Consider the following 1266-nt stretch of genomic DNA (forward strand, 5'->3'; position numbering starts at 1 on the left):
AGATTAGCGATCAAATTACCCAGCACGCTGGCGGTGATTCCCGGGATTACGGCAAATACGAAGGCGTTCAGGCTGACCCGGGCACGAATGGTGTCACTCATCATAAGCCCTGATGTCTCGAAAATCCCATGCGTACTGATGCCGACTTCCTGCAGATAGTACACCAACCCCCCTCCAACAAGACAGCCAGCGATAGAACCCAGCAAACCGATCACCAGTGCCTCCATCGCCATGAGCCCTATTAACTTTTTATGGGTTTCGCCTAGAGCCAGCAATAATCCCATTTCACCGTAACGGTGTACTCCATTGAGAAGCCCTGCGTTCCAAAGCACGAGAATCATCAAAAAAGTAAACACTCCAATAACAACATCATCGACCAATTCAAATTTTATAGAGAGTTCCCGCAAATTTCTTTGGTCCAGCACAGATAAGATCAGAGGATCGTCATCCGAGGCCCAGTCACTGGGTGGATTTTGCATCAATGCTGGAAGATGGTCCATTATATTTTGTTTGAGTTGATCGTATTTCAAATATCCAACATTCATAGGCAAATACCCCAAAATGTCGGTAACCATGTCCTCCATATAGAACGTTTGTTGAGCATCAGCCAAATCGATCAAGGCCATTTTCTTGTCCATAGCCGCCAGACCAAACTTCACAAGACCGACCACTTGATAATTGTCCGTCGCCATTCCTCCATCAAAATTCTGTCCCAGCAAAGTAACCTGATCGCCTAAACTCAAATCTAAAGCCTCTGCCAATTTATAGCCCACCAGCATTTCCTTAGGATGAGAGGGAACCACTCCTGCAATCACGGATTGTTCCAAGCTCAACCGCTTCCGCTCGGCAGAGTCTTTCCTTAACATTTCAATCGCCATACCGATCACAGGTGTCTGACTTTTAGTTTCTCCATTTTCATCAGGGACATCCATAATGGCTCCCCATCGGATTCGGGGGGACCACTCAATGCGCGGGTCACCGTTCTGTTGCAACCACTGCAGAGTTTGCTTTTGTCCGGCCAGCGCCCGGTCAAGCGGATTCAAGTGCTCTTCATCGTAAAACGGTTTGTTGACAAATCTCAGATGGCCGGTATCTAAATGGGCGGTCACGTTGATCATTCCAGCAAAGGTGCCTTCCATGAACCCCAGCAGATAAATCAGCAAAGTCACTCCTACAGAGATCACCAGAAATGGAAACAGAGACCGCGTCTTGTCACGCCATATCCCTCTTAGTATCCACCGAATCATGTGATCGCCCTCCCTCTGA

At 47.9% G+C, this 1266-nt stretch carries 1 protein-coding gene; it reads right to left on the reverse strand.

Annotation, left to right across the window (positions count from 1 at the left end; all coding sequences use genetic code 11):
* Positions 1-1169 (reverse strand): FtsX-like permease family protein (locus MJD61_09050; protein ID MCG8555417.1); only part of this gene is annotated, 1169 nt, incomplete at its 3' end.
* Positions 1170-1266 lie beyond the last annotated feature (97 nt).

It is taken from the genome of Pseudomonadota bacterium (genome assembly GCA_022361155.1).
Classification (GTDB): Bacteria; Myxococcota_A; Polyangia; order Polyangiales; family JAKSBK01; genus JAKSBK01.